Source organism: Pseudovibrio sp. SCP20 (genome assembly GCF_057774105.1).
Map to the genome: position 1 here is coordinate 392,310 of NZ_JBYMDH010000004.1, position 22,120 is coordinate 414,429.

The 22,120-nt window shown below is 46.5% G+C and carries 21 protein-coding genes, 1 tRNA gene and 2 pseudogenes; 18 read left to right on the forward strand and 6 right to left on the reverse strand.

Annotation, left to right across the window (positions count from 1 at the left end):
- The first annotated feature begins 80 nt into the window (after positions 1-80).
- The 9 genes and pseudogenes from AC3CB2_RS17715 (at position 81) to AC3CB2_RS17755 (ending at position 7,145) form a co-directional block, all read left to right on the forward strand.
- Positions 81-1,211, forward strand: coding sequence for a tyrosine-type recombinase/integrase (locus tag AC3CB2_RS17715; protein WP_352934915.1), 1,131 nt, complete (start codon positions 81-83; stop codon positions 1,209-1,211).
- A gap of 10 nt (positions 1,212-1,221) precedes the next feature.
- Positions 1,222-1,770: a hypothetical protein gene (locus AC3CB2_RS17720; protein WP_352934918.1), complete on the forward strand. Its 549-nt coding sequence runs from the start codon at positions 1,222-1,224 to the stop codon at positions 1,768-1,770.
- 432 nt (positions 1,771-2,202) lie between these two features.
- Entirely contained in the window at positions 2,203-2,433 is a 231-nt protein-coding gene (locus AC3CB2_RS17725; protein WP_352934921.1) for a helix-turn-helix transcriptional regulator, read from the forward strand.
- A gap of 214 nt (positions 2,434-2,647) precedes the next feature.
- Positions 2,648-3,226, forward strand: coding sequence for a hypothetical protein (locus AC3CB2_RS17730; protein WP_352934924.1), 579 nt, complete (start codon positions 2,648-2,650; stop codon positions 3,224-3,226).
- Between the two features lie 423 nt (positions 3,227-3,649).
- Positions 3,650-4,224 (forward strand): annotated as a pseudogene (locus AC3CB2_RS17735) (DUF927 domain-containing protein).
- A gap of 8 nt (positions 4,225-4,232) precedes the next feature.
- Entirely contained in the window at positions 4,233-5,264 is a 1,032-nt protein-coding gene (locus AC3CB2_RS17740) for a hypothetical protein (RefSeq protein ID WP_352934927.1), read from the forward strand.
- Positions 5,265-5,477: 213 nt separating this feature from the next.
- Positions 5,478-5,963, forward strand: a complete 486-nt coding sequence (locus AC3CB2_RS17745) for a hypothetical protein (RefSeq protein ID WP_352934930.1) — start codon at positions 5,478-5,480, stop codon at positions 5,961-5,963.
- A gap of 139 nt (positions 5,964-6,102) precedes the next feature.
- Entirely contained in the window at positions 6,103-6,444 is a 342-nt protein-coding gene (locus tag AC3CB2_RS17750; RefSeq protein WP_352934933.1) for a DUF3768 domain-containing protein, read from the forward strand.
- Positions 6,445-6,557: 113 nt separating this feature from the next.
- Complete coding sequence (locus AC3CB2_RS17755; protein WP_352934936.1) at positions 6,558-7,145, forward strand: hypothetical protein; 588 nt, start codon at positions 6,558-6,560, stop codon at positions 7,143-7,145.
- A 96-nt stretch (positions 7,146-7,241) separates the two neighbouring features.
- On the opposite strand, the gene AC3CB2_RS17760 is transcribed toward AC3CB2_RS17755, so the two are convergent.
- A complete protein-coding gene (locus AC3CB2_RS17760) occupies positions 7,242-7,685 on the reverse strand; it encodes a very short patch repair endonuclease (RefSeq protein ID WP_352934939.1) in 444 nt (147 codons plus the stop codon).
- A gap of 87 nt (positions 7,686-7,772) precedes the next feature.
- Between AC3CB2_RS17760 and AC3CB2_RS17765 the strand changes: the two genes are divergently transcribed.
- The 5 genes from AC3CB2_RS17765 to AC3CB2_RS17785 all read left to right on the forward strand — a co-directional run bounded on the left by AC3CB2_RS17765 (position 7,773) and on the right by AC3CB2_RS17785 (position 13,231).
- Positions 7,773-9,338: a DNA cytosine methyltransferase gene (locus AC3CB2_RS17765; protein WP_352934941.1), complete on the forward strand. Its 1,566-nt coding sequence runs from the start codon at positions 7,773-7,775 to the stop codon at positions 9,336-9,338.
- A gap of 80 nt (positions 9,339-9,418) precedes the next feature.
- Complete coding sequence (locus AC3CB2_RS17770; RefSeq protein WP_352934944.1) at positions 9,419-9,643, forward strand: hypothetical protein; 225 nt, start codon at positions 9,419-9,421, stop codon at positions 9,641-9,643.
- A 15-nt stretch (positions 9,644-9,658) separates the two neighbouring features.
- On the forward strand, positions 9,659-11,623 hold the full coding sequence (locus AC3CB2_RS17775) for a hypothetical protein (RefSeq protein WP_352934947.1): 1,965 nt from the start codon (positions 9,659-9,661) through the stop codon (positions 11,621-11,623).
- Between the two features lie 12 nt (positions 11,624-11,635).
- Entirely contained in the window at positions 11,636-12,457 is an 822-nt protein-coding gene (locus AC3CB2_RS17780) for a hypothetical protein (RefSeq protein WP_352934950.1), read from the forward strand.
- Positions 12,458-13,231: a hypothetical protein gene (locus AC3CB2_RS17785; RefSeq protein WP_352934953.1), complete on the forward strand. Its 774-nt coding sequence runs from the start codon at positions 12,458-12,460 to the stop codon at positions 13,229-13,231.
- Positions 13,232-13,388: 157 nt separating this feature from the next.
- Here the strand turns inward: AC3CB2_RS17785 and AC3CB2_RS17790 are convergent.
- Positions 13,389-13,937 (reverse strand): annotated as a pseudogene (locus AC3CB2_RS17790) (recombinase family protein).
- A 256-nt stretch (positions 13,938-14,193) separates the two neighbouring features.
- Here AC3CB2_RS17790 and AC3CB2_RS17795 point away from each other — a divergent pair.
- Entirely contained in the window at positions 14,194-15,189 is a 996-nt protein-coding gene (locus AC3CB2_RS17795) for a hypothetical protein (RefSeq protein WP_352934956.1), read from the forward strand.
- Positions 15,190-15,348: 159 nt separating this feature from the next.
- On the opposite strand, the gene AC3CB2_RS17800 is transcribed toward AC3CB2_RS17795, so the two are convergent.
- The 4 genes from AC3CB2_RS17800 to AC3CB2_RS17815 form a co-directional block, all read right to left on the reverse strand.
- Complete coding sequence (locus AC3CB2_RS17800; RefSeq protein ID WP_352934958.1) at positions 15,349-17,283, reverse strand: DUF3732 domain-containing protein; 1,935 nt, start codon at positions 17,281-17,283, stop codon at positions 15,349-15,351.
- Positions 17,280-17,789, reverse strand: a complete 510-nt coding sequence (locus AC3CB2_RS17805; RefSeq protein ID WP_352934960.1) for a three component ABC system middle component — start codon at positions 17,787-17,789, stop codon at positions 17,280-17,282. The genes AC3CB2_RS17800 and AC3CB2_RS17805 overlap by 4 nt, the downstream gene beginning before the upstream one ends.
- The gene (locus AC3CB2_RS17810; protein ID WP_352934963.1) at positions 17,776-18,879 is read right to left on the reverse strand and encodes an ABC-three component system protein; all 1,104 of its coding nucleotides are present in this window, start codon (positions 18,877-18,879) and stop codon (positions 17,776-17,778) included. Before AC3CB2_RS17810 ends, AC3CB2_RS17805 begins: the two co-directional genes overlap by 14 nt.
- Before the next feature lie 671 nt (positions 18,880-19,550).
- Positions 19,551-19,640 (reverse strand) — tRNA-Ser (locus tag AC3CB2_RS17815).
- 407 nt (positions 19,641-20,047) lie between these two features.
- Between AC3CB2_RS17815 and AC3CB2_RS17820 the strand changes: the two genes are divergently transcribed.
- The 3 genes from AC3CB2_RS17820 (at position 20,048) to AC3CB2_RS17830 (ending at position 21,754) form a co-directional block, all read left to right on the forward strand.
- Entirely contained in the window at positions 20,048-20,365 is a 318-nt protein-coding gene (locus tag AC3CB2_RS17820) for a hypothetical protein (protein ID WP_352934966.1), read from the forward strand.
- Positions 20,366-20,391: 26 nt separating this feature from the next.
- Positions 20,392-21,066 carry a peptide-methionine (S)-S-oxide reductase MsrA gene (gene msrA, locus AC3CB2_RS17825; protein ID WP_352934969.1) on the forward strand — a complete coding sequence of 225 codons (675 nt, stop codon included), beginning with the start codon at positions 20,392-20,394 and terminating at the stop codon, positions 21,064-21,066.
- Positions 21,067-21,274: 208 nt separating this feature from the next.
- A complete protein-coding gene (locus AC3CB2_RS17830; protein WP_014283787.1) occupies positions 21,275-21,754 on the forward strand; it encodes a MarR family winged helix-turn-helix transcriptional regulator in 480 nt (159 codons plus the stop codon).
- Positions 21,755-22,120: the final 366 nt, after the last annotated feature.

Genomic DNA, 22,120 nt, shown 5'->3' on the forward strand with positions numbered 1-22,120 from the left:
GTGGGTTGAAATGTGGGGTAACTTCAACCATGCCAAAGCAAACGGGCACGCACCCGGAGAAAGCACTCTCCGCGCTATAGGTGCGTCAACTCACTAAACTAGGCCGCCACCCAGATGGCAATGGTCTCTATTTGGTAGTGGAGCAGTCGGGAGCCAAACGTTGGCTTCTCAGATTGATGATACAAGGCAGACGCCGGGATATGGGGTTGGGTGGCACATCGATTGTATCCCTTCCCGAAGCGCGTGAACTGGCCATCAAATACCGGAAAATAGCAAGAGAAGGCGGCGACCCCATAGAAGAGCAGCGCAAAGAGCGCCTTGTCGTACCAACTTTCCAGGAAGCCGCCAAGACCGTCTTTGAGGAAACGAAATCGACTTGGAAAAACGAGAAGCACGCTCAGCAGTGGATCAACACTCTTGAGACCTATGCGTTTCCTACAATCGGCAAACGTCAGGTGAATGACATTCAAACAGCAGATATCCTGAAAGTTCTCTCTCCTATCTGGCTGCTCAAGGCAGAAACAGCTAGGCGTGTGAGGCAGCGCATGTCGACTGTCTTCGACTGGGCCAAAACAGCAGGCTTTAGAACAGGCGACAATCCAGTTGACGGAGTCGAGAGAGGATTACCGAAGCAGGCAACCAAAGACCAGCACCACGCCGCTATGCCGTATCAGGAAGTTCCAGAATTTGTTGCCAAGCTGCGCACGACTGAAACAAGAGGCATTATTGCTCGACTGGCCTTTGAGTTCTTAATCTTAACAGCCTGCCGCACAAGCGAAGTTCTAAAATGCGAGTGGGCTGAGTTAGATGAAGAGCAACGCCTATGGACGGTTCCCTCAGAACGCATGAAAGCAAAGCGCGAACACCGTGTACCTTTGCCTGAACGCGCACTAGAGGTGCTGGAACAGGCAAAACCCTACAGCTCAAGCAGTACCTTTGTGTTCCTAGGGCAGAAGCTAGAAAAACCGATGTCGAACATGGTGTTTCTAACCATGCTTAAACGCATGGAAGTCCCTTACACGGCCCACGGCTTCAGATCATCCTTCCGTGATTGGGCAGCTGAAACCACCAACTATCCGCACGAAATCGCCGAGATGGCCTTAGCACATACCATAAAGAACAAGGTAGAAGCTGCTTATAGACGCTCCGACCTTCTTGAGCGTAGGCGGGAAATGATGGAGGATTGGGCAGTATTCATATATAAGAAATAAGTGTTTAGATATGCGTAACAAAAGACAGTATTTTATAAATTTTTCAGGAGATGAAGATGTACTCCAAATTCTGTATCTCTTGGAGCTAAGATTCCCTGGCTATACGCGCGAGGTTAGAGAGTTCTTTTACGAGGTAGAGGAAGAATATAATCCAAAACCCAATAGAAAAAGCATTGCTCAACTAATTGCAGAGAAATTTGATCCCGATCTGACAGATAAGAAAAACTCAGAACATAATAAAAATCATATTCTGCTCAGATCTAAAGAGCATTCCGAGGCAGTTTTGGAATGGTTAGACACAGTTGAGCGATATGAAGGCGAACTTGAACGCCTAAAACGAGAAGGAATCGATAAGATATTTCGGAAAACCTTTGGTATCTCCGAAAGACAGCCACTCTGTGCTGAAGTGCTCGCAACATCAAAACAAGAAAGTAAACGGTACGAAAACTGGTTGCGATATGCCATCTGGACCCCAGAAGAGGCCGTAGAGTTCAGTTTGGGAGAAAATATGTCTACGGAACATTATACTCGCCTGAAACAGCTAGAGGAAGCAACTTAAGCCCTTTACTACCACAGAATTTTTTAAAATGGGCTAAGGAAAATGACTGGGAGTTGGATATTCCATTCAGCCACCTTCATAAACTCGACGAAAAAACCGTTGCTTACATAATCTCGCGAAGAAAGAGTACTTACCAAAAAATTATACTTGGTATTGCCAAAGACAAATTCCATTACAATGGTCTAGGAACTAACTCCTCAACACACATAAACATTGCTGATTGCGTGCAAAGAGCGGGATACGATCTCAAACATGAAGCGGTTAGAAATTTGATCACACATATCTGGGAAGAGCTTGAAGGGTAGCCTTTTTCATTGAAAGTTTTGAGCTAAGATTTATCTATATCGAATTTCAGTTTTTCGACATTCGAAAATACGGGTAAATTCTCTGCGAAAAGTCCTCCTATGTTCAACAACATATGAAAGGACTAAAATGAACTCCATAAAACCCAAACATAGCAGTGAAGCAACTGCTAGCAGGCTCATTCGCATTTTCGAGATCATCGGCCCCACGGGGCTTCTACCAATCTCACGCAGTTCTTTTTACGGAAAGATCAAAGCAGGAGAAATCCCCCAGCCAATAAAGCTCGGTGCTCGTATCTCCGCATGGAGAGAAGCTGATATTCTCGCGTACATAAACCAAGTGGGCGGAGGTAAATCATGAGCAAACTTCCGTCCTACATCCCTGATGGTTTTGAAACACTTTCGTATGCCAAGAAGCAACGGAAATCCTTGAAAAGGATATCCGAGAAGCATGGCGTGAAGATCCCTCCGTGTAGTTCCATGAAGCGCTGCGGTAAGGACGGCTGTCCGATATGCAGTCGAAACTTTCGCTTAAACCTCATGAAAGAGTTACATCGTTTGGGAGGTATATAAAAATGGATTTAGTTTCCTTCTGCGTAATTCCAGAGCATGACCCTACAAAGGAAGGTGAGCTCGATAGCTTCGATATGCTGAAGTTTATTGGGGCATCTTCCAAGCGCATTTCCAGGTCATCTATTAGGAATGAGCGCCTCATAGCTGGTGTAGATTTTTCTTTCAACTACCATGAAAACACACCATTAGGCTGGAAGCCTCATCTATACGGTATCGTTATTACTGACGATGCAAAGTTCGTCAGAAAGGCACTCAAGGAAGTCTTCCCCTGTCATAGTCAAGCGCGTAGACCTGTTAGAACAAAGCTGGTTTCTGATGGTGATTGGGCTAAAGTCCTCAGCTATGCTTACAAGAATGGTGGTTCAGGATTTTATGCAAAGTCAAGCTATCGAACACAAAGCGCTGTGTCAGGTCGCGACTATCAAGGTTCTAGGAAGAACCGCTTAACCTCCTCTCAAAGGTTTGAGCTATCCAGCTACCTCCTTCAGCATAATGTTGGAGATAGGCTCTTGTTGCGTGGCCTTCGACGCGATCCGATAGCGCTACATTTGCAACCTCGCCTTCGGCTCCAACAGCCATAATGCACGACATTGAGCTGTCGATTGCTGCATGCTTTGTCGGCAGCTCATTGTTTTGGTTTCTCGGTAGAAGCCAACGAATACCCCTTTAGGCGCTTCTACAGGGCAGTTTGAAGCAAACAGTGTTTTAGGTTTTACCAACACTATAAGCACCTAGCTGCCACTGAAGCACCACCGCTGCAACCCTTTCAACAAACCCTGCAATTAGCGCGATTGCTGCGACTGATCATTGATCGGTCGCGCCAGTCGCAGCCCTCGCGTGCCCTCAATCCTTGAGCCAAACTAATAGGACTCAGTACTATGAAAACACAGGAACCTGACAAAAATTTAGTTCATCGCCTTTTGGATCTCACTACAGGAAAAGATGTAGCACTCGTCGTCGCACCCAAGACAGGCGATCGAGGTTTCACGCACACAATCTGCGAGATGGATGATTTCTATAGCCCAACTCGCCTCATAGGCAAACTGCGCGCGGATGGGGCAGACCCTGCGCAGTTCAGCATCAAAAAGCTTATCGCTAAGCTCCCAGGCGATGCAGGTATACTCAGCAATCGCATTGGTTGGACTGTTTGCAAAGACCAGCATGCATATCTGTTTTATGGGCAAAATGTCCGCCTTGAGGACAAGCGCTTACTTGTACTCAAAAGCTTGGGAAGTGAAGCTGAGACAGGTATTGGACAAGAAAGCGGCACATTGGCTGAATGGGTTGAGAACATTGCAAAACCAGTAACAAAATCAAAACCAACGCTGTTTGCTCTTTGTGCCGCCTTTGCAGGAACTCTGCTGAAGTTCGCCAACTTGCCGGAGACGATGATCCTAAACTTCGAAGCAGTGACTTCAAGGGCAAGAGCACCATGCTCATAGCTGCTGCTTCTGTGTTCGGGAACCCCAAAAAGCATCCTGGTTGGAACCTCACAGAAACGCATCTTTATGAGGCAGCATTGGCGCACAATGACAATATTTTGCTGCTTGATGATGCCGAAGCAAAAAAGGCAGTTTGAAGCAGCGCATGAATGTCGTCTATGAGACACTTCACATTTTTACGAGTGGCAAACCCAAAGGTGTTTCTCATGTGGTCTCCAGTTCAATGGCGCAGGAAAGTTTTCGATGCATCGCGCTTTCATCCAGCCCTTCCCCTATCCTTTGGAAACTTGCTGAGCATGTGTCTATTCAAGATAGTGATCGGGTGCGTCTGCTTGAGATTGCCATCCCTGAAACTCAATATGGAATCTGGGACCCCTCTTTCGCAATATCTGATGAAGAGCCACCACAGACCCGAGAAGATACAGAGAATCTACTTCAAAATGCGTCACTCTTTTATGGAACTGCAGGACGCGCCTGGATCAAGCACCTAACTCGAAATCAAGATAACCTCAGCTCTCTGATTCCTGCAGATATTTCCAAATTCGTGAAAGCTCGCAACACTAACAAAGCCAGAAAGAACCGCATAGCCAAGAAAGTTGCTTTGATCAGAACCGCAGGAAAGTTGGCTGTAGAGGCAGGGCTTATTCCATGCTCTACACGGGACATCACGGCTGCCTGCAAATGGGCATACAGGGAAATCGTGAAAAACGCTTTTGGGCATGAGTTGAAGCCTTTCAAAATTTTGAGACATATCGAGAAGCAGCTTAAGGCAGGTATTTTCGGCTCCTTTAAGCAAGCGGAAATCAGTGGCAATGCCAAACTTAAGCGCCTAGACGGCTTTGTTAATCAAGGAAATGCCAAGCTCATTGTGACCAAGAGTGGTTTTGAGAAGATATTCGAAAATCTCCTGCCTCAAAGCAATGCGGCCAGAAATCGGGCACTAGACCAGATACGAACCAACTTGATTGAAGTTGGCGCCCTCTTAACCGACAAGAACGGCAAGCATATCAAGAGTGTCAACATTGCTTGGGGTGGTCAACGGCGTTTGATTATCGACCTCAAACATGTCAAGAAGCATCGTAAAAAGCTGAAGCAAAGCAGTGCCGCTAAATCAAGCAACACCAAGGAAAGGCGCCATCGCAAAAAAACTAAACAGGCAATAAAAGCGCCTGCTTAAAATGTTCAATGTTTTGCTGCTGCTGTATCTAACAAGAAGCTAACCTATTGATATCATTAAGGTATATACTTGACAAATACACAGCTTCAGATAAGCGTCAGCCACTTCCGGCGCTTTATTTGCGGGTATTATCACAGTCCGTTTGCCCTGAATGGCTCGATGGCAGGCACAGTCCTGCACCTACTTCCTTTCCCAAAAACTGGAGATATGAAGATGGCAGATGCAGCCAGACAGATACCCCATGTGGTTTCCGATGATACCCCAGCCCTGATTGTATTTTTCAAGGATGGTGCGGAACCCGCTCGAGGCTCTTGGTACCCAGCTGAGCTGGTTGAAGATGCACTTGCTGGTGCCAGAGAGATGGAGTTGCAGGCACTAGAGGTCAAAGGCTCTGAACTACAGGAACTGGCAGGGAAAGTTCCTAAGGGCCGCTTGTTCTCAAGCGGTAAGCTCTTCCTTCCACGAATAAAGGACGAAATCTTTGATCGCTTGATTACCCTTCATAAGACCCAATCGCCAACACCCCATCTCTCACTTGTGAAAGACGCAAAGGCTGCCACCCAATCCGAGAAGAGCGAAACAGTTTCCCCCAATGGCTCCGAAGTCGATGAGGCCTCCCTACCTGATGATTGGTCAAAGATTGGCGTTGGCAGCATGGTGCTGACACGCGATATCGAAGAAGAAGATGATGCGTGGTAATTGGCCATCGTGCAAGGCAAGTCCAATCCAACGTCTTTCACCCTCAAGTGGCGTGATTACCCAGAAATTGAATCCATAACACGTGACGTGAAACAGCTCGCCATACTGCACCCCTCAGTGGATGCAAGCTATCTGGAGTGTGACTGATATCATGGAGCGGAAGAGCAACAACATAAGGCAGCTCGATGATGCCTTTCGCCAGAACTTCATGGGTGGTCAGATCGTTATTACGAATGGTGTCAACGCTCTATCAGACATTGAAAAGCTCAGGCTATTCGATCTGGTCAAGCACTTCGACGACTTTAACGAAGACAATGATCCTCATGGGGAGCATGATTTTGGTTGCGTCCCCCTTCAAGGCAAACGCTATTTCTGGAAGATCGATTACTACGACAAAGATCTTCTTTATCACTCACCAGATCCAACCAACCCAGAGATAACCAAGAGGGTTATGACCATCATGAGGGCGGAAGAGCATTAGAACAAAACAAGATCAAAATATTCCCCCAATAAAGAAACGCGTCGACACACTAATTCCGATTGCCACCTAAGTAGCCTTTGGGTGGCAGACTTTTTTGAAAAGGCATAACAGATATGATGATCAATAAACTCGCAAACGCCGCCACCTTTGGCTTCGGTTCCAGCTTGGGTCGGGACCTTTATAAAGCAGCCAAGAAGAACCCCGTTATCTGGGCTATTATAGGCGTTCTCTTGATCGCATTTGGCTGGCGCAATTTGTACATGGGCGTTGGCCGAGGAGCCGCTTATAAGTTCTTTGTCACCTATCTGGGCTCATTAGTGCTCATTGCCTTCGGCACAGCAGGCTTTATGGGCGTTGGCATTAACGCTGCCCAAGACAACAACGCACCCATCATAATTGCTTTAGCGCTGATCACCTTGTCATCAGTTGCAGGCAACATCTGGGGCATGGCAGATCGTAAAAACCACGTTCAGGCAGTTGAGACGGCCCAACACAATGAAGCCTTTATGCGAGAGATTGGACTTTCGGATAGTGACTTCGACGCTGATCTTTTGCAAGATGAAGAAGGTAATCTATTGAAGCTGTTCGAGCAAACTGACGAAAAGATCGTCTTTTCCGTGTCCGGTCGCCGTGGCTTTAGAGCAGCCATAAAGCTCAATGAAGGCCGCATGGTCGATTACACGGGTATAGTAAAACTGTAAGCACTCAATGCGATTTACCCCTAAGGCACCCCCCTAGGGGGCTTTTTGCGGAATTCACCATGCATAATGTTGTTGTGTTGGGGGAAGAGTGTTTAACTAATCGAACCCCTTCTGTTGAGGCTGCTTGCTGACGATAAACTCCACCAAGCTATTGATGAGGTCGTGTGCTGGCTCCCGGCCAATGGCACATTCCCAGATAACACCTACCCGCCACTTAGCCGCAAGTAAATCACGAATGTTTCTCGCATCCCTTTCCACATTCTCACGGAACTTCTTTTGCCAAAACTCAATGTTGCTGGATGGGGTGGTAGCTTTAGGGCAGCCGTCGTGCCGATGCCAATAACACCCGTGGACGAACAAGACGGTTTTCCACTTTGGAAGCACAATATCTGGTGAGCCTGGTAACTTCCGCAAATTTAGGCGATAACGAAACCCCCTGCTGTGAAGGGCTTTCCGCAAGGAGATCTCTGGCTTGGTATCTCGACTGCGAATGCGCGACATCATCTTGGAGCGGATTTCAGGAGTTACGGTGTCTGCCATGAGGTTCCTATTTTTGCACTGGGGGTGTTTGCCCTAGCGCCTGCCAAGACCGTGAAGATAAAATAAGAATACAATGAAGGGATAGGAATGAGTAGTGAATTCGCCATAATCGATCTGTTTGCAGGTCCAGGTGGACTCGGCGAAGGGTTTTCTCAAGCCGGGCGAAACGGTGATATAAGCATGAAAATCCACCTATCGGTGGAGATGGAGATCAACGCAGTGCGCACTCTACGTCTGCGATCTTTCCTGCGGAGCTTCGGCAACACATTTCCAGACGAATACTACGAAGCTTTAAACTCGGGTAAGGACTTGCCAGATTGGTCAGATCTTTATCCGAAAAAATGGAAACTTGCGGAACAGGAAGTCCGCCAACTCGTTCTGGGTGAGCCTGGCGTTTTTGATGAGATCGCTGTAGTTCTCGACAAGGTCCGCAAAGATTATAAAAGAAATACCATCCTGATAGGCGGCCCGCCCTGTCAAGCCTACTCTCTTGCTGGAAGAGTGCGAAACAAGGGTAAGGCTGATTATGTTTTAGAGAACGACAACCGTCATTATCTCTACAAGGAATACGTGAACATTTTAAATCGCCTCGAACCTGCAGCTTTCGTGATGGAGAACGTCAAAGGCATGTTATCGAGCAAGGTGGATGGCGGCGGGATTTTCCACCGAGTTCTGGATGACTTGGCCGAAGCTGGCGACGGGTACAAATTGATCCCACTAGCTGCAAATCCTTATGATGGAGAAGGCCATCCTCCAGCCCGCGATTTCATTCTTCGAGCAGAAGATCATGGTGTGCCTCAGGCCAGACACAGGGTAATCGTGGTCGGATTCAGGAAGGACTTCGCAAATCGACTGGATTTTGGTGCTGAACCTCTACTTATACGCAAAGACATTCGGGCTACTGTTCAGGAAGCGCTGTCCGGTCTTCCCAGAGTTCGGAGTGGATTGAGCCGAGGGGATCAACTCGAAGCGTGGTCCGATGCTGTACGAGAGAAGGCAATGGAAATCTGCCAAGCAGAAGGTGTAACTGAAATTATGCGAGAGAATGCTCGCCGGATTGCAGGGAGTAATAAGCTACCGACACATCGCCAAGCACAGCGCTATTCCGATCATCATAACTTCCCCGAATGGCTTGAAGAATGGCTATTAGACGATGAATTGGATGCTGTCCTGCACCATGAAACCAGAGGCCATATCACTGGCGACCTCGGACGGTATCTTTTTTCTTCCTTGTTCGCTGCGGAAAAACAGAGAGCACCGAAGCTATCAGAGTTTCCAGAATTTCTGCAACCCGCACACAAGAACCGGAAAACTGGGCATTTCGCAGACCGATTCCGAACCCAAGTGAACGGCCGCCCCTCGACAACGGTCACTAGCCATATTTCAAAAGATGGGCATTACTTCATTCATCCTGACCCGTCACAATGCCGATCCCTAACAGTTAGAGAGGCGGCAAGGCTGCAGACCTTCCCTGACAACTACTTCTTCTATGGAGGAAGGACAGCCCAGTACCATCAGGTCGGCAACGCCGTGCCGCCATTTCTTGCATTTCAGATCGGATGTGCAGTTTCAAGTCTTTTAAAGCAAGCGATAAACAAAGGGCCACAACCAAGCGATAACTCTCTTCATAACAAATATAATCACTACATTTAAAAAATGTAGTTGACAATATTGAAATATGGCATCCATTATATCTCTAATCTACATAATATGGAGATACCGGATGAAAACTGATGACTGAAAGAGATAAGCGACAGAAATTTGAGGAACTTGCTGAAAAGCGTGTCAACAAGGCTATCAAAGATCTGCGTTTAATCGGAAATCTGTCAAATAAGAATAACTATTCTTTCGATGACGGTGATGTTCGGAAAATTCTGAAAGCGCTCGATGAGGAAATGAAAGCACTGAAGGGGCGCTTTGCACAGAAGCGCTCCTCGGAAAGTGATTTTAAACTGTAAGTTTAGGAAGATGTGATGTGGAGCTTCCCAAAGGCCGGGCCTGAGCACAGCAACTCAAGTTCCAAGCTCAACGAATTTTTCAACGATCAGGATGCTTCTACTGCGCTGGTTCGTGAAGCAGTACAGAACTCTCTAGATGCAGCTCACCCTACTGGTGAGCAGGTTCGTGTACGCTTCTCATTGGCCTCATACCCGTGGAAGACTCTTGAGCCTTTTCTGCAAACCAATCAATCCAAAGAGACCGTAGATAGTCATCTTTCGAGTGACGACCTTGGAAAGTTTGCTGACAGCTTTTCTGGTAAGGAGCTCCGTTGTCTTGTAATCGAAGATGAAGGTACGAAAGGTCTCATCGGAGAAACAGATAAAAACAATGCTCTTTCAGGATCAAATTTTGTTGGATTTTGGTGGAATGATGGCATCAGTGGCAAAGGCAAAGGCTCCAGTGGCAGTCATGGCGTAGGAAAAACCACTCTTACTAGAATTTCAGGGATGTCACTATTTCTGGCAGTAACCAAACGCAGTGACGATGATAAGCGGTATCTCCTTGGATTCGTGAACCTCCCCTATCACCGGGTAAAGGGGGAAAGCTACCTTGGCTACGGACGGTACGGTCATTCTGTTCAAGAGAATGGTAAAGACAAATTCATGCCCATTGAGGAGAATCCCGATATCGAGAAGTTTCTCTCGGCATTATCCTTAAAGCGCGATGAGTTTGGATTATCGATCTTCATTCCGGATGTTCCAAATACTGTCGACAGTCACGGACTTTTACTTGCCGTGGTGCGTGACTATTATTGGCCAATATTAAAGGGTGACCTTATAGTAGAAGTCGTCGATCGCCATACAGGCGAGAAAACTACCGTCTGCAGCGATAACCTAACGGATGTGATTTCATTTATTGCGGACCAAGGAGAACGACTCAAAAGAGCCGTTTTGGATACCGAACATCGTGTTGCCATTGCCCAAGAAGTCCTTGAACTCAGGGTCGGGGGAAACCCAAATTGGTTTCCCGGAAATCAGCCGCTCAAAAGTCAAACCGACCAGGGAGACACCCGCGGGGCGGTGTCCAAGGGTAGTTTCTCTAATGACAATCTTGAAAGGATGTTTTCGGCCTTCGAGCAGGGTCAACTCCTTGGTTTCAGTTTCAGCCTGAATTTCAAAACGCGAGGCGGGCAGGAACAGACGGGTATGGTCGAGGTATTCTTCAAGAAGAATGATTATAAGCTGACCGATAACGCACAGTTTATCCGGAACCAGATCATCATCTCGAGACAGCCCTCAAACATCCCAGATAAAAGTGTTGCATGTTTCCTGATAGCGGAAGACCCGGTGATGTCTGACTACCTTAAGGAAGCAGAAGAGCCTGCTCACACAAGATGGTTTCTGAACCGCTTCAACGAGCAAAAGAGCTTTACATCCGACTGGGCGCTTAGGTTCGCGATGGATCTCCCTGCGCAAATGTACCGGCTCCTCTCTCGGGAAGATGAGGAGGAGAACACCCACGAGAACTTCGCTGACGACATTTTCTCAGTCACTGAAACTGCAGACGCTGGCACAAAGAAAAATCGAAGCCAGAATCCGAAGCAGACTAAAAAACCCGAAAATATTCCCTCGGTGAGGAAACAGCCTGCCATCCGGGTTGAGCGGGATATCGTTGAGCCAGGTTTCGAGCTGCTACCTGTGGGGAATATCGTTGAACTATTTGAAGAAGAAGAGATCACCTTCCCAATCCAAGTGTCAGTTAAGGCCGCATATGTCTCAGCTCTCGGGAAAAGCAGGTCGTGGCGGGACTACAGCAAAATCGACTTCGAGTTTGGAAAAACCATACCGATCAACATTTCTCCGAAAGGGGCAGCCAAAATTATAAAGGCGTCGAAAAACACTTTCACCGTTGAGCTGCTTCAATCTGACTTCTGCGTTTCAGCCAAGGGTTTTGATGGAAACCGGGATCTATTGATTCAACCAAGAATTAAGCTGTAATGAGGTGCTTTGATGACAATTCAGCTTGAATTCAACGATACGAAGAACTTCACTGGTCGTGTTAGGATCAAGCAAAAGAATGAGCTGTTTTCCCTGCAGCTTCTTGACCGCCAAGGCGAAACTATTCGAATTCATGTAAAATTCGATCGAGCTGCTATCGAGAAGGATTGCAAGCTCCAAAGCGATGAAGCGAAAGAATTCGTTCTTGATGCATTTGTGCTTGCCAACATCTACCGGCACGTCCTTCCTGAGTTCAGGTCAGAGGATATCCTTAAGCTTACCGACATTCCGGATGGTGCAAACCTAGAGTTTCGCTTGAAGGTGATTTCCCGCTCAAACGAAACTCCGGGAAAGATCCTCGCTGCGACAGGTGGGCGTGTCAGACTTCACACCGGTAACGGAGACAGTGATTCAGGAGAGCAGAATAGAGGTATCTTTCATCCAAAACCCTCTAAAAGTATTGGCGATCAAATTTGGCAAGTTAACTGGAACGGCCAAGGCGACTTTGAGGTATTCGTGAACGCTGATTACTTCTATAAATTCAGCGACAACCCGATGTTCGCTGCACATGTGTTCCCTGAGATTCTGAGAAACGTCGCAACTGGCATCCTTCTGAGATACGACAGCATCAACGACATTGACGAGGACACCTTGCTGGCGAAATGGGTACATTTCATACAAGAGCGACTCGGCATGCCGCTGGACGGTGATGAAGCAGCTCACCTGAAAGACGCAGACAACATGGTAAAGCTTGAATTCGTAGAGCAGATCGTTGGCGCATTCGCCAACAAGAAGTGGCGGAACGGAAAAACCCTTCTGGAGGAGATTTTGTAAATGAAGAGAGCACTTTGCGAGTTCAATCCTGAAGGGGTTGCTGCATTCCAAGCCATGCTAGATACCGAGCGTAAAAAAGTAAAGCCTTCTCAACCAGCGAAAGTATCCGAGGAATTCTTCACTATTGTCGATAAGCTCGCCAGGACACCCGACTTGATTCGTAAATTGCCGGGAGGCTATGAGATCGATGACGCCAAGGCCTTCACCTCCCGATATGACTTCGGCCTGTACCTTCACGAGATCCTTCCAAGCGAATTGTCCACGGTCCAGTATTCGAATGCGGGCCTGTGGGCTTGGATTTCTGCTGTATACCTCCACCAACTACTGAAACCATCCAAGCGGGGATCATCGCATGAACTCGGAGCCGTATATCGCTACATTCCGATGGCTTACAGTAAATTCCGCTACTACAGACACTTGGCCTTCTTCTCTTTCTGGCTGCACAGGCAATTAGGTGACACTACCGCGTTCTTTTTCTTGTCGCGCCCGATGTATCAACACTCCGACGTAGTTGAGCAACTCTACACGCAAGACAAGGACTTTGTAACCACTCCTGCTCTCATGGAGGTAGCGGTTGAAATGTACCTAGATGCTGAAAGCGGTGCGATGAAACGCAAAGCGATTGGCCGAGAAACTCCGGGAAGCGCATGGCGACTTGCAAATAGAGTGGCCAAACAACTACAGATGAATTTTGACATGCATTCGATGACTAAGGAGCAGGTTTACAATCTGCTACCTACCGAGTTCGACGCATGGCGTAAACCGAAAGTTTAGATATGCGAATGGCCCCTAAACTAAAGGTGCGGCATAACATTTAAAAGGTCTTTGAATGGCAACTTTGAGTTACTACTCGCCTATTCAAATCGAAAAGGCCTGATGTGTAGTTGTCCCGTAAAGGGACACACTATTCAAACAAGCGTACAAGCAGTATTTAGCTCGTTGCCTGTAAAATCCTATAGATTTGCATTCTAGAGCAGCCCATTGCCTGAGCAATGGCACTAGCCCCTTGGCCTTCTGCCCGCATTTCCAATACTGCGTCGCGATCGATGCGCCCCTAGCCGCCTTTGTATTTACCTTGCTGCTTGGCCCGTTGAATCCCCTCACGTTGACGTTCCTTAATGAAGCCGCGTTCCATCTGCGCGACCATGCCGAGAACCGTCATTACAATTTGCCCCATGTCCCCTTTTGTTGAAACGAACGGGTCAAGAACAGTAACAAAAGCTGATTTCTGCTCGCACTCATGAATGATATTAAGCACGTCGCGAGTATCGCGCCCCAAACGATCAAGACGTGTGACGACTAGTTCATCATCAGGGCGTAAGAATTGCAGAATAGTTACCAGCTCATCCCGGTTTTCCCGACTTCCGCCTGAAACTTTTTCCGAACGGATCAAACCGCAGCCTTCTTTGGTAAGCCGATTTTCCTGTATTTCTAAGTCTTGTTCATGCGTGCTGACACGCGCATAACCTATTTTCGCCATATGTCACCTCAGGGTTTAAACCCGAGGCTACCAAGTCACAAATAGTCAATGTCAACCCTGAGGTGACGCGATTGGGCGTAACATTGGCCCGTCACGTTAGGGTATACCTCAATTTTACAATCGAGGCCCACCTAACCAATTGTTAATTCTAACCAACGTTAGAACTCTTCTGGGCCCAAAGTTTATCAATAAACACTCGCACCATAGTGGCGTTACAGCTGCATAGTGTTTGCGTAAATTGAAGTGCAATTATAAGTTGTGCGAACTGAAAATTTACAGCGAATGTTTACAAAAGATCGGGCCAAAAAAATATGCGGAACTCAAAAAAAGGAACTATTGCGTTTCATATTTTAAACGAAGATTAACATCAGAAATTCGGAATTTTTGGCTTTGCCGCACTTCTTTAGAATATTCGGAACGTTGGTGGAGAGATGTTGAGGCTGAGGGAAAAAGCATAAATTATATTTCAGAATACCCAGGAGATGATTCCACCCCTTTTAGTAGTATCAGTATATCACCTTCTGACTACATCGCAGCCAAGGATGATGTACTCTGGTCACTTAGAGGAAATGCCATTACAAATATCGTTACTGCATTCGAAACCTATCTTTATGGTGGCACTAAGCGAGCTATTTTTCTAAACCCTGCAATTATGGAGAACTCTGGCATCGAATTTTCTGCAGGAGATATTGGTAAATCTTTTGATGAACATGATCCGCGAATTTGGTTCTCTGAAGAAATTGTTAAAAAGTATATTCGCAACAAAAGTCACGGAGAAATGATCAAGAAAATTGATGCTCTGATAAAGGGCGGCATTTGGAAAGGACAAGCCGATCTAATAGCTCGATGGGTTCGAAAGGTAACCTTAAGAAATGCTCTAATTCACAACGCAAAACTTGTTAATGAAGAACTTATAAACGCTTGGCCTAATAAATTTTTGAGTATTGGGTCCCCAATTCAATTAGAAGATGGTGATGTCATAAAGTCTCATTTTGTTGCTTACGAGTTAGCCACACTCATGGATCAGCAGTTCATCAGGACGACTGTTTGCGATGAGGATGCAAAGCTTTTAGCTCGCGTGGCTTATCTCTGCGATAGAGAGCAAACTATTGGTCAGATAGCAGATATAGTATCAAAAGTGCTTAATCATCCGATAGGAAAGAAAAACGTCGAAAGCGCTATCGCGTATCAAAAGCGAACTAGAGAAAGAATTCCGGACTTTACAGCTATTCAGGAGCTTGTGATCAACTAAGCTTTGGTAAAGGGAGCCTAGATAAAAGTTTGGCTCCCTTTACCACTTTGGGGAAGACTGTAGAGCACCTTAGAAGGTTCTTTATCTATAAAAAAGAAACGGAGCATTGGAGCTACAGGCTGCTTATCAATTTAGTATTTTGTAAGAAACGATGACGGATTATTGCGATGGCCATTCGCGCGGCACTAGCGCCATATCGCCACGCCATTCCTCAACAATAGCATTTTCAAACCAATCCAGCCTCAGATTAGCATGATCGAGCACTATCAGCTGAAACGGACTTTCTATTTCTTTGCTCGCCTTATCCATAAGCTCAAACAAAGCCTGTACTGCGCGACGGTCAGCATCGGTTTCTAGCTGATCGAGGCCACCTTCTGTTCTATCTGGCGGATAATAAGCCTGGGTTGGCTGGTCAAATATTAAAAATGTTGGAACAGGGCGCTTCCTCTTCCTCATCCACCAATGGAGTGCAAGGTGTGTTAGCACATGATACCCAACCCAGTTTTCTCCACTACCCATCCTGCTTAAAGGAATCGGTCCATCTTCGGTATCAGCAACCACGGTGAGTTTTCTCATGTCTAATCGAAGTGAACTTCCACTGTGCTCAAGATCGAGGTTTTGAGAATATTCTGTCATTTTTTGACCGATGAGATTCAGAAATGCATCAATTTTAGATGCTGTTTCATCGGAATTTAGTTTTTCGTGTACAGCCGCAATCGCCTTGCGAAGTTCTTGGATTTCGTCCTCTAGATCAGCCCCCCCGTCATCATCATTGATCGTTTCAAGAAAGTTAGAAAGCTTTCCAGAAAACCTAGCCTTTGCAAGTAGCTGATCTTGAATGGTACGGACATTCTCATCCTCTGAGACTACCCTCCGAAGCTCAACCTGCACTTCTTTTAATGCATCACTCGCATTCTGGATCTGACTTTCTAGATCAGCGATATGCGCTTGGATGTGTGGACTTTCACGATGAACAGAGTCCAAAAGGCTATCAATATACTCAAGTGATTGATTGATCTGCGATACCTCAGGGACAGATACAGTTAGGTGGCTATCGCAAATCGGACAAATAGTGTGATCGCCACGCTCACCTTTGTACAAACCGACACTTTCCAGCCTGGCTCGTTGCTCAGTGCCTTCGCTAGAGAAATCAGTCTGAGCAGTTAAAAACGACCTAGCAGCGATGACATCTTGATTTAACTGTGTCAGGCGAGCTTGCAGGGATGATTGTTCTCCTCTCAATCTTTCAATTGTTTCTCCAAAATCAGGAATATACCCCGGTTCCTCTACAGGCCTCGAAGCCAAATCATTAAGATAGGAGAATACTGTATCATCTACAGGCTGATATTCCTGAGGAATAAGACCTATTCTCTTTGCATCATTTACAATACGAACAACACGATTGCGGCTTAACTCAATAGCTTGCCGCCGCTTGCTTTCCTGTGCCTCCAGCAGACGAAGACGCTTCGACAGTTCATCCAATTCAGCAAGATAACGAAAATGCTCTTCATCAACGGCACCAGCAAAATAAGGAAAGGTATCTTTCAATGCTTGGGGTAACCATTGCTCGTTCATCCTATGAAAGAGCTGCTCCTGACTAGCGATAGTGTTTTGTTTTTGAAAGCAATAGAGTAAGGCATGAGAAATATTTGCGCTAAGCGGATCACGAGTACCAGATAAAGGACGGTGTTCGTTCTCAACTATCCCTGCAAACTGAGTTGCAAATTTTTTAAGGCTCGTGCCAGTGGTGTTTTTGAAAATATGATCTAGTGAAGGATAACCGCCTTCGAGACCTCGCTGGAAGTACACTAAAGATCCAGTTGAAGCACCTGGTCCAGGATTATCTCTCGCTACGAAAACATGATCACTCCCTTTGACCAAATGCAATCCAAACCAAGCAACTTTTTTTCGGATAGTACCTTCTGCAACGTTGTAACTGCCGCGGCCAAGGCAGTAATCGACGATATCAATAATTGCCGATTTTCCTGTTTTTGACTTCCCCGTGATAATATTTAGTCCATGTGTCTTGAACGGCAACACACGCGTTTCACCTGTATGACTGTATAGTACTAAAGCCTTGATTGAAAAACTCACGGTCGCACTCCCCAACCTGCCAAAATTGTTGTTTCTGAACCTGATTTTGCAAACCATCTAGAAAGGAACTGCATCTTCGACACAATCTCACGGACTTCAGGTGTGGAACTCTCCAAGAATTTTGGTGAGAAGTTTGCTTTAATTGGGCCTATTCCAATGTAATGGCGGTCTTTGAGGCCTAGGTGGCTCGACGATAGAAGAAATCTAAAGGCTTCCTGCATATAGGGAGCGACCCCCCGCGAGCGTTGGCCTAGGCCAATCAACACATCTTCATTATTTTGAAGCCACTCAAACATAGAAGTAACTGTAGTTCCCGGTAATCTTTTCCTCGTTGGCTTATGGAGTACGACAGCAAGAGCTAGAGGCAAGAATGTTATCGGAGCTCCCTGAACATGCGCTTTTTCATAGGGTTTTACGAACTCAAAAATAAGCGCTCCAATAAAGGCCGGATTAAACAAACTCGCCTCTTCGATAGGGCGTTCTTCCCATCGTTTAAGAGCAGTCACCGTCGCCTACCTCAGAAAATCTAGCTTCAAAATCTGGGTGCCAACCAACAGTGACGCGATCCGCCAAACCGTGGTATGAACCAGATGTTATCCATGTCTCCACGATATTCCGAAACGCAATCGATTGCTGAGTTGCCCAAAAGAGCAGCTTTCGCCCTGCCAACTTTTTACTCTCTTCCGATTTTAAGTCGGAAAGACTAAATTCCTCATCCCGTTTTCTAGCCCACAGATCTTGTATCTTCTCATTGTATTGCGATACTTCTCCATCAAGTAGCAGGTTTTCCCTCGCCCACCGGGAGCGCTGAGCAGACGCACGATAGAAATCTTTGACACCGCGCTCTATCGTACTACTGGGGGCGCCGACTTCTCTCATTTGCTTGACAAAAATTGTCCGCTCGTCATCTTCTGTATAACTTTTTACACCTAGACGCTCAGGATCATCGACAGGAAGAGTTTCAGGTCCGAACATCTTGCCAATTTCACTTGCCTTGATAATAATGTTTTGTACTGGGATAGTTGCATTGCCTTCACTAACCAGCCTTGGAGCAACTTGACCCAACCACCACCCTTCCAAATATTGAGACGCTAAGTTGGCATTCGTGGGTGCTACAATCCGCAGTTCACCTTCAACTTCATCCATCATATCGACAAGATTTGGATGTTTGTCGAAGACTTCAACGCGAGCTAATAGCGAATCCATTTCGATTGGTGAAAGGGCAAGAAAAGCAGTGCGGCCATGAGACGTCTCTTTGTTTGTTGATGTCTTTGCAGCGTCACACAAGAGTTCACGCGCTTTTTGTCTGTCTCTTTCAGTGGAGCCACTACGGAGTAATGCCATAGCTGTGCCTTCTTCCGCCACACCAGTGGTTATAAGAAAGAGCGCTGTAGAAGTATTTGAGAGCCCTCTAGACTTCCAGCTTTCAGCCCAGACACGGATGGTTTTCCAGACCTCAACACTTTTGTCTGCCAAAGGCTTTGGGACTATGTGATGCTTCGCTTGCATCATGCACTCAGCTAAGTCACCATCCTCAAAGAAAACATCATCAAACTTTTCTATCGATATTTGACCATTTGACTTCTTCTTAGCCAACTGAAGTCCTCGAAGAAGAGCTAGGCGGCATTGAAAAATATAGCCTGCCAAAGAGGCCGCAGCCGTAAAATCGGGTTGTCTTGTCAATCTACTATCCTCGTTCATTAGAACGAAAAGACGTCGTGAGACGTATAAAATACTAATCACACGTTATGATAGAATAACTATTTTGCATAGATCTTAGGACGCAAATTAGATCCGACAATCGTGTAATTATCAGAATCTAGATTTAGTCTCGTTATCACATTTGTAATGTGCTCCAAGCAAGCTGGGTTAGCATCTGATTGCATTTACTTTTCATCGCACTTGAATACTCGGCATGCCTTCAGTCACATAACTGGAGTAGAGCTCGTCGGTCTCAGATCAGTCAGGTTGTTTTTTAAGGAGCCCCACAAAATATTTAGAGGGATAAGAGAATGCACATCTCCAAGCATCAACCTGCAAAACTTCAGACAAAGCACTCAATAGATTCAGCGCGCGAGTTCATCAGTGATCTTGCTTGCGCCTCAGCAGGTGACAAGAGAACTATATCACTTTGACAAAAAATAGACATTGTCCAGCGGCGTTCGTCTGCAGCCGATATCATGCAGCACAAAATGTGGGGTATTTTGAGGGGCGTAGTTAGCGCTATGGTAATTTTTTCTTTACATTCAATGCGCTAGGGGAAGTAATGGCGGAGAGACAGGGATTCGAACCCTGGAGACGGTTACCCGCCTACACGCGTTCCAGGCGTGCGCCTTCGACCACTCGGCCACCTCTCCGCAATCTGCTCACCGGGTGTGCCCGGCGGCGTGAGAGGGGGTATATGCAAAACTCTTGGGGGGCGCAAGAGGTCTTTTCGATTTTTTTGTGATGTTTCCCCACTCTGTGGAACCAGAATGAAAACAAAGGCATTTTTCTGAGGCTGTGCGGGCGTCCACTCACAATCTATTACGCAGTTTTGACTGGATTTTAAGAGCCGTCCTTATCCCTGTTCTGATAGGTTGCACCTTAGATTGCATGCGGTACTGTGGATACACGCAGGTTCCAATGGGATTTGGAGCGCGCGGTGTTCATTTGCAGTTGCGTATCATGCTCAAGTTTTTTGCCAGAGTGGCACTTCGGGATTTGATCCAATTGGATCTGAGGGAGTGCGCTCTGAATGCTGACAGGAAAAGGAAGCAAACACGTGGTTGGATTTTTACTGCGTTTTATTGGTGTATGGTTTGTGGCCATTGCGCTGGTCTCATTTGTCGTGGATGCCACTAAGAGCATCGCGGTCTCCAGCTGGACCTCTACACCGCTGGGGCTGATCTGGTTTGATCTGTCACCTGAAACGCTCAATGCATCACAGGCGGCCATCCAACGGTACGTGAGCCCTATCCTCTGGGATCCGATCATTCAAAGCATTTTGTTGATGCCGCCGTGGGTTATATTCGGACCAATCGGCCTAATTATGCTATGGTATGGCGACAAGCGGCGTCGCATCAGCACAACCCTGCTGTGATGCAGAGTCTTTACAGGTAAGTGAATATGTCGTTTCTCAGAATGCTCTCAAACAAGTTTAAAATGCCAGATGCAAGCAATGCGCTGCCTGGCCGGGACACTCCTATCATGACGCCAGGCAAACACTTCGTGAATGGCCATGATCTGGATGGGCCATATCCTGACGGGATGAAAGAGATTTATGTGGGCATGGGCTGCTACTGGGGTGCGGAACGCGCCTTCTGGGAACTGCCGGGTGTATATGTAACAGCCGTTGGCTTTACAGGTGGCACAACCAAGAATCCGACCTACCATGAAACGTGTACTGGTCAGACCGGTCACACCGAAATTGTAAAAGTGGTCTACAATCCAGAAGAGATTTCACTGGAACAACTTCTGAAGGTGTTTTGGGAACGTCACGACCCAACGCAAGGAATGCGGCAGGGCAATGATGTTGGAACACAGTATAGATCTGCGCTTTATTTGACGAGCGATGCAGATATTGAGACGGCTAAAGAAACAGCCAAGACCTATCAGCAGGCCCTCAAGGAAATCGGCAAAGACACGCCGATAACCACGGAAATCGGTAGGCTCGACGTGTTCTATTATGCTGAGGAATATCACCAGCAATATTTGGCAAAGAATCCAGATGGATACTGTGGCCTTGGGGGCACAGGTGCGACCTGCCCATTGCCGTTTTCGTCGCAATCCCCTCAGCAATAGGTGATCAAAAATAATTTATGGATAATTGCAACCTGCTAATAATCAGGGACCGAATTGGCGGTTTTTATTGATTTTGCAGGTTGCACCAATGCGAAATACTTATTATTTTCAATTTTATTAAACTTGCATTTGTTAAATTGCAGTTTTAGGATTAACTCTAATGACGCTAAGTCAGAATCGTCAGGACAGTATTTTAGAGATTTAATTTATGATGAGAACAAATCATATTGCAGACCAACTTTCCGCAGTAAGTACAGCACTGGAAGATGCGAGTGTTGATGCTTACGGAGATCTTTCAACAAGCGCTGTTGCGGCTCTTCTTATTATGAGACGCTCCCCAGCCATCTCCATCGGTACGGTCGCTAAAGAAGTTCGTTTGAGCCATTCCGCTACCGTTCGCCTGATCGACCGCCTTGAAAAGGATTGGTTGGTCCGACGTCTGCGCCGCAGAGGTCGTGAAGTGATGGTAGAACTGACCGTTCGCGGTAAACGTAAAGCCGTAGAAGTGGCTGAAGCCCGTCGCAAAGCAGCTCATGCGCTGCTCGGTGACATTGACGAGAGCCAATTGGACAACCTCTCTTCCGTTCTCAAGTTCATCCTGAATGACGTGGAAAGCTCTGCTTGCACTCGCTTCTGCTATGATGACCCGATGGAAGATGAAAAGGTTGAAGAGAACGAACCAGCCTAAGACAACTATTTCACGTACTTAGCGATTTATATTTTTCATTTTATTTTCAACGCGGCAACACCGAAGCGTATGCTTTGGTGTTGTTTGCTTTTTTGCCCCTCACCAACGCGCCATTAAGCTTCTCTTAAGCATAAATCTAATACAAATTACAACTAAGATTTGAATGGAATGATTTACGCAATTCATTCTGGAGAACGTTTTCGTTTTTGAGGTGATTACTGGGCGATTTCGCTCTTTCCTGCGTGTTTCTCTTTTCATTCAGTCAAGCAGCTTCCAGGCGGATAATCTTGGCCTGCTGCTTGCGGTTGTGCGTGTTCCTTTGTGATTCCAGAGACTTACAAAGTCAGAGCGCGTGATAATAATTGG